General features: G+C 61.1%; 3 protein-coding genes and 2 pseudogenes. 3 read left to right on the top strand and 2 right to left on the bottom strand.

Translation table 11 applies throughout. The annotated features are described in order from the left end of the window. Positions 1-208 (bottom strand): winged helix-turn-helix transcriptional regulator (locus WAW17_RS18310; protein ID WP_422334352.1); only part of this gene is annotated, 208 nt, incomplete at its 3' end. 207 nt (positions 209-415) lie between these two features. Continuing rightward, positions 416-667 (bottom strand): annotated as a pseudogene (locus WAW17_RS18305) (winged helix-turn-helix transcriptional regulator); the annotation flags it as partial. Positions 668-1,049: 382 nt separating this feature from the next. On the opposite strand from WAW17_RS18305, the gene WAW17_RS18300 reads away from it, so the two are divergent. The 3 genes and pseudogenes from WAW17_RS18300 to WAW17_RS18290 all read left to right on the top strand — a co-directional run. Then, the gene (locus WAW17_RS18300; RefSeq protein ID WP_422334351.1) at positions 1,050-2,786 is read left to right on the top strand and encodes a class I adenylate-forming enzyme family protein; all 1,737 of its coding nucleotides are present in this window, start codon (positions 1,050-1,052) and stop codon (positions 2,784-2,786) included. Continuing rightward, the gene (locus WAW17_RS18295; RefSeq protein ID WP_422334350.1) at positions 2,783-4,147 is read left to right on the top strand and encodes an acetyl-CoA acetyltransferase; all 1,365 of its coding nucleotides are present in this window, start codon (positions 2,783-2,785) and stop codon (positions 4,145-4,147) included. The genes WAW17_RS18300 and WAW17_RS18295 overlap by 4 nt, the downstream gene beginning before the upstream one ends. Then, a pseudogene (locus tag WAW17_RS18290) lies at positions 4,060-4,335 on the top strand (acetyl-CoA C-acyltransferase); the annotation flags it as partial. The gene WAW17_RS18295 and the pseudogene WAW17_RS18290, both read left to right, overlap by 88 nt.

Here is a 4,335-nt window from a genome sequence, read left to right as displayed (position 1 = left end):
AACGGTATTCCTGACGGCGGGCGCCATCTGCAACGGGGACACGCGCCAGCATTCCGTTCTCGACGAAGACGGTGAGCCGGTCGGCGAGGGTGACCGGGGAAATTGAGCCGAGTACGTCCTGGAACTCATTGAATCTACGGATGCCCTGCAAGGCGGCGGACAAGATGAAAATGGACCAACGGTCCGCCAACACGCTGGTCGAGTCCATATTCGAGGGCCTTCCGTTTACCGCGGACCGGCGGGATCGACGATCGGCAACATCGATAAGCAGTCGATCGTCGACGACTGAGTAGACGTCGCGAGCTGTGACGCCGATCGCATGGCACTTTCCGCAGCCGAATACAGGGACGATCAAATGACCACAACTGGTGTGACGCAATGCAGTATCCGATCTTCCGGAGCTGTGGGGTGCCCAGGCACGATCCCAATTCCAGAGCGCGACAAACGTCTGCCACAGTTGCCCGCCGGATTCGGTGAGCAGGTATTCGTTTCGTGGCGGCGCGGTCGAGTACTGACGTGCCTCCAGGATGCCGTCGGATGTCAGTCGGGTGAGCCGTTGCGACAAGACTGCATCGGAGATCTGCAAGTCGTCACGAAGTTGGCGGAATCGATGAGGGCCACCGAGCAGGTGCCGAATGATCTGCAGGCTCCATTTGTCCCCGGCCATCAGGAGCGCGTGCCCTAAGGCGGACGACGCGGGACGCGGGGCACTTGCCGTGACATGCGGCTTCGTGGGCATGGGCTCAATCATTGCCTACCTCCGTTCCTACGTGTGTCCTGTTCGCCCCTCTCGGTCGTACACGTCACTGTCGACAACGAAGTGATGTGTTCTTTGAACTTCGAGAAAATGATCAGATTCGGCGAAGCTTACTGTCATCTCCCGAAACGGCCTGGAAATGCTCACTGTTCGACGCAGAAGAGTCACTATGCGTCTTGTAGTAACCGAGATGAGCGGCTAATCTTCGAAACAAGCAACTGTGATTCAGGTGACTTTGATTCCAGCTCCGTCCAGATTCAGTGGACGATTCCAGAAAAGGAAGTGCACAGCGATGAGACTGCATCCTCAAACCACGGTGGACGAATACACCCGATCCGGCTTGTGGGGGCAGGACACGTGGGACGTGCTGCTGGGAAAGAATGTCGCTGAACAGCCCGATTCCATCGCCGTCGTCGACCCGGCGAACCGGGAAGCCATCACGGACGGTGCACCGCGAGAACTGACATGGTCGGAACTAGCAGACCTCGTGGATCGACTTGCGGTCACCTTGCTGGACGCAGGCATCGGTATCGACGACGTGGTGGGCGTGCAGTTGCCGAACTCGGTCGAACTCTCGGCGTCGTTGCTCGCGATCACCAACATCGGTGCCATCGCGTCGCCCCTGCCCGTCCAGTACCGCGAGTACGAACTCGAACAGTTGGCCAACCTCGCGAATTTCCGCGCATTCGTGACGGTGAGTCGCGTTGGCGCTCACCGACTGGTCGACTCCGCCATGTCGGTCAAAAGCAGCGTGCCCAGCCTCGCAGCGGTGTTTGCCTTCGGTGACAATCTCCCGGTCGGCGCCGTAGACATGGGCGCAGTTGCCGCACAGGTCACCGACTTCAGCGGTCTGCGCGAACACCGCGGCACGTACACACCCGATCCGAACGACTGCGTCACGATCTGCTGGACATCGGGCACCGAATCGACGCCCAAAGCGGTTCCGCGATGCCCCAATGACTGGTACGGCTCGGCTATGGGAAGTGTCTCGGCTGCCACTCTCACACGAGATGATGTTCTGCTCAATCCGTTTCCTATGGTCAACATGGCCGGAATAGCCGGAATGTTCCTGCCCTGGCTCCTCACCGGCGCAACGCTGGTGCAGCATCACCCGTTCGATGCGCTCACCTTCTTCGGTCAACTCATGCAGCACAAGGTCACGTACACCGTCGCACCGCCGGCACTACTTACCCGAGCGCTCGCAAGCGACGCTGCATCGGCTGGCGTGTTCGACAGTGTTCGCGTCATCGGTTCCGGTTCTGCACCGTTGTCTGCCCACATGATCGGGGAATACAAGAGACGCTTCGACATCGAGATCAACAACTGCTTCGGCTCCAACGAAGGCACGTGCCTTGTCGGCGATGCGGTGACTGTGCCGGATCTGGGACGTCGCGCCGTCTATTTTCCGCGCTTCGGATCGCCCGATCACACCTGGGACAACACGGCGTCGTACGGGATGGATAACCGCCTGGTGGACCTCGCAACTGGCGAAGAGATCACTACTGCAGGTGTGCCAGGAGAACTGCGAATCAAGGGACCCCAGGTTTTCTCGGGATACCTCGCCGGGACGGCATCGTCGGACCCTTTCGACAAGGAGGGGTACTTCGCCACTGGGGACATCTTCCAATATGTCGCCGACGAGACCGGCGATCTGCGCTACCTCCAGTACGTGGACCGCTCCAAGGATTTGATCGTGCGAGGCGGGATGAACATCTCGCCAGCAGAACTCGAGTCGATGCTTTCCGGACACCCGGCTGTGGCGGAGGCGGCCATGATCGGGGTTCCTGATCCGGAGATGGGCGAGCGAGTCGCAGCAGTGGTCGTGGCATCCGGTGATGTAGATCCGACACTCGAAGACATCCTGGACTTCCTTCGCGCGCAGAACATTGCGGCATACAAATTGCCCGAAACACTGACCCTTCTCGATGAACTGCCGAGAAATCCCGTCGGGAAGGTCACCAAGCGCGAGTTGCGCACCCTGGTCGCGGCGTCGTCGCGTGGAACACAGAGCGAGGAGAACGTTCGATGACCGACCCCGTATACGTCCTGGGTGGAGCCCAGACCGATTTTTCTCGCAACTGGACCAAAGAAGGCCTCGGTCTCTTCGACATGTTCGCGGAGATCGTTCCTGCCACGCTATCGGACGCCGGAGTCGACGCGCCTGAGGTTGGCGTTATCCACGTGGGAAATCTAGCAGGAGAACTATTTTCCGGTCAGGCCCAGCTCGGCGGAATGGTTGTCGCGGCCGAGCCGGGGCTGGACGGAGTGCCCAGCACTCGTCACGAGGCTGCGTGCGCGTCGGGTGGCACGGCCATTCTGGCGGCCTGTGCGGATATCCAGGCCGGACGTTACGACGTGGCTTTGGTGCTGGGCGTCGAGTTGATGCGGAACGTTTCGGCGCAGACCGCGGCCGAGCATCTCGGCTCCGCGGCCTGGGCCGGCCGTGAGGCAGTGGATGCCAGGTTCCCCTGGCCCGCGCTCTTCGCCGAAATAGCCACCGAGTACGACCGGCGCTACGGACTCGATCACGCCGACTTGGGTCGATTCGCTGAGATCGCATTCGCCAACGGCAGCACCAACGAATTCGCTCAGACCCGCGACTGGGGATTTCCTGAAGGCTCGTTCGACGAAAATGACGACGTCAACCCGGTCGTGGAAGGCCTCCTTCGTAAGACCGACTGTGGCCGAATTACCGACGGGGCGGCAGGCGTCATTCTGGCCGGTCCCAAGTTCGCGCAGGCCTGGGCCGAAAGAAACGGCCGCGACCTCGCAAACGAGGCAAATATCGCGGGCTTCGGGCACCGGACCGCTACATTGCTGCTCGCAGACAAAATGGAGCAGAGTGCCGACGCCGACTACATGTTCCCGCACCTACGGGGTGCAGTAGAGGACGCCTACCGGCGCGCCGGCATCACGGACGTGGAAGACCTCGACATGGCAGAAATTCACGACTGTTTCACCATCAACGGACTGGTCACGCTCGAACATATCGGCGTGGCGCCCCCGGGTAAGGGCGGCCAGGCCGTCAGACAAGAGGTAATCGGCCGTCGTGGCAGCTTGCCCGTCAATCCCGGTGGAGGGCTTCTCGCGAACGGGCATCCCGTGGGCGCTACCGGCGTGCGGATGGTGCTCGACGCCGCAAAACAGGTAACCGGCCGGGCGGGTGAACACCAGATCGAGGGTGCCCGTACTGCATTGACGGTCAACATAGGTGGTTCGTTCACCACAGCCGTGTCTACCGTGGTGACACGAGGCGTGCAATGTGCGACTGCCGCGAAGCATTTGTCCTCGGATCTCTGCGAATGCCCCGCGGAAAGTCGTCAGCGTCAGGCGCCCTGGCGAAGACGAGTCCATTGCACCTGGTGGAACAGTTGCTGGAGGGTTTGGTGACGCGGCTCGGTCTCGACCCGGCTGCGGTCGACGAATTTGTCTTGGGTTCCGCTTCTCAAGTGGGGCCGCAAGGCGGCAACCTCGCCCGCACAGCCATTCTCACTTCAGGCTGGCCGCAACACATCCCAGGTCTGATGGTCAACCGATTCTGCGCATCCGGCATCGACGCGGTATCTGTCGCGTCGGCC

Source organism: Rhodococcus sp. (in: high G+C Gram-positive bacteria), assembly GCF_049286785.1.
Classification (GTDB): domain Bacteria; phylum Actinomycetota; class Actinomycetes; order Mycobacteriales; family Mycobacteriaceae; genus Rhodococcus_F.
Note: the sequence above shows the minus strand (reverse complement) of the source record. Positions and strands in the feature narration are given on the sequence as shown.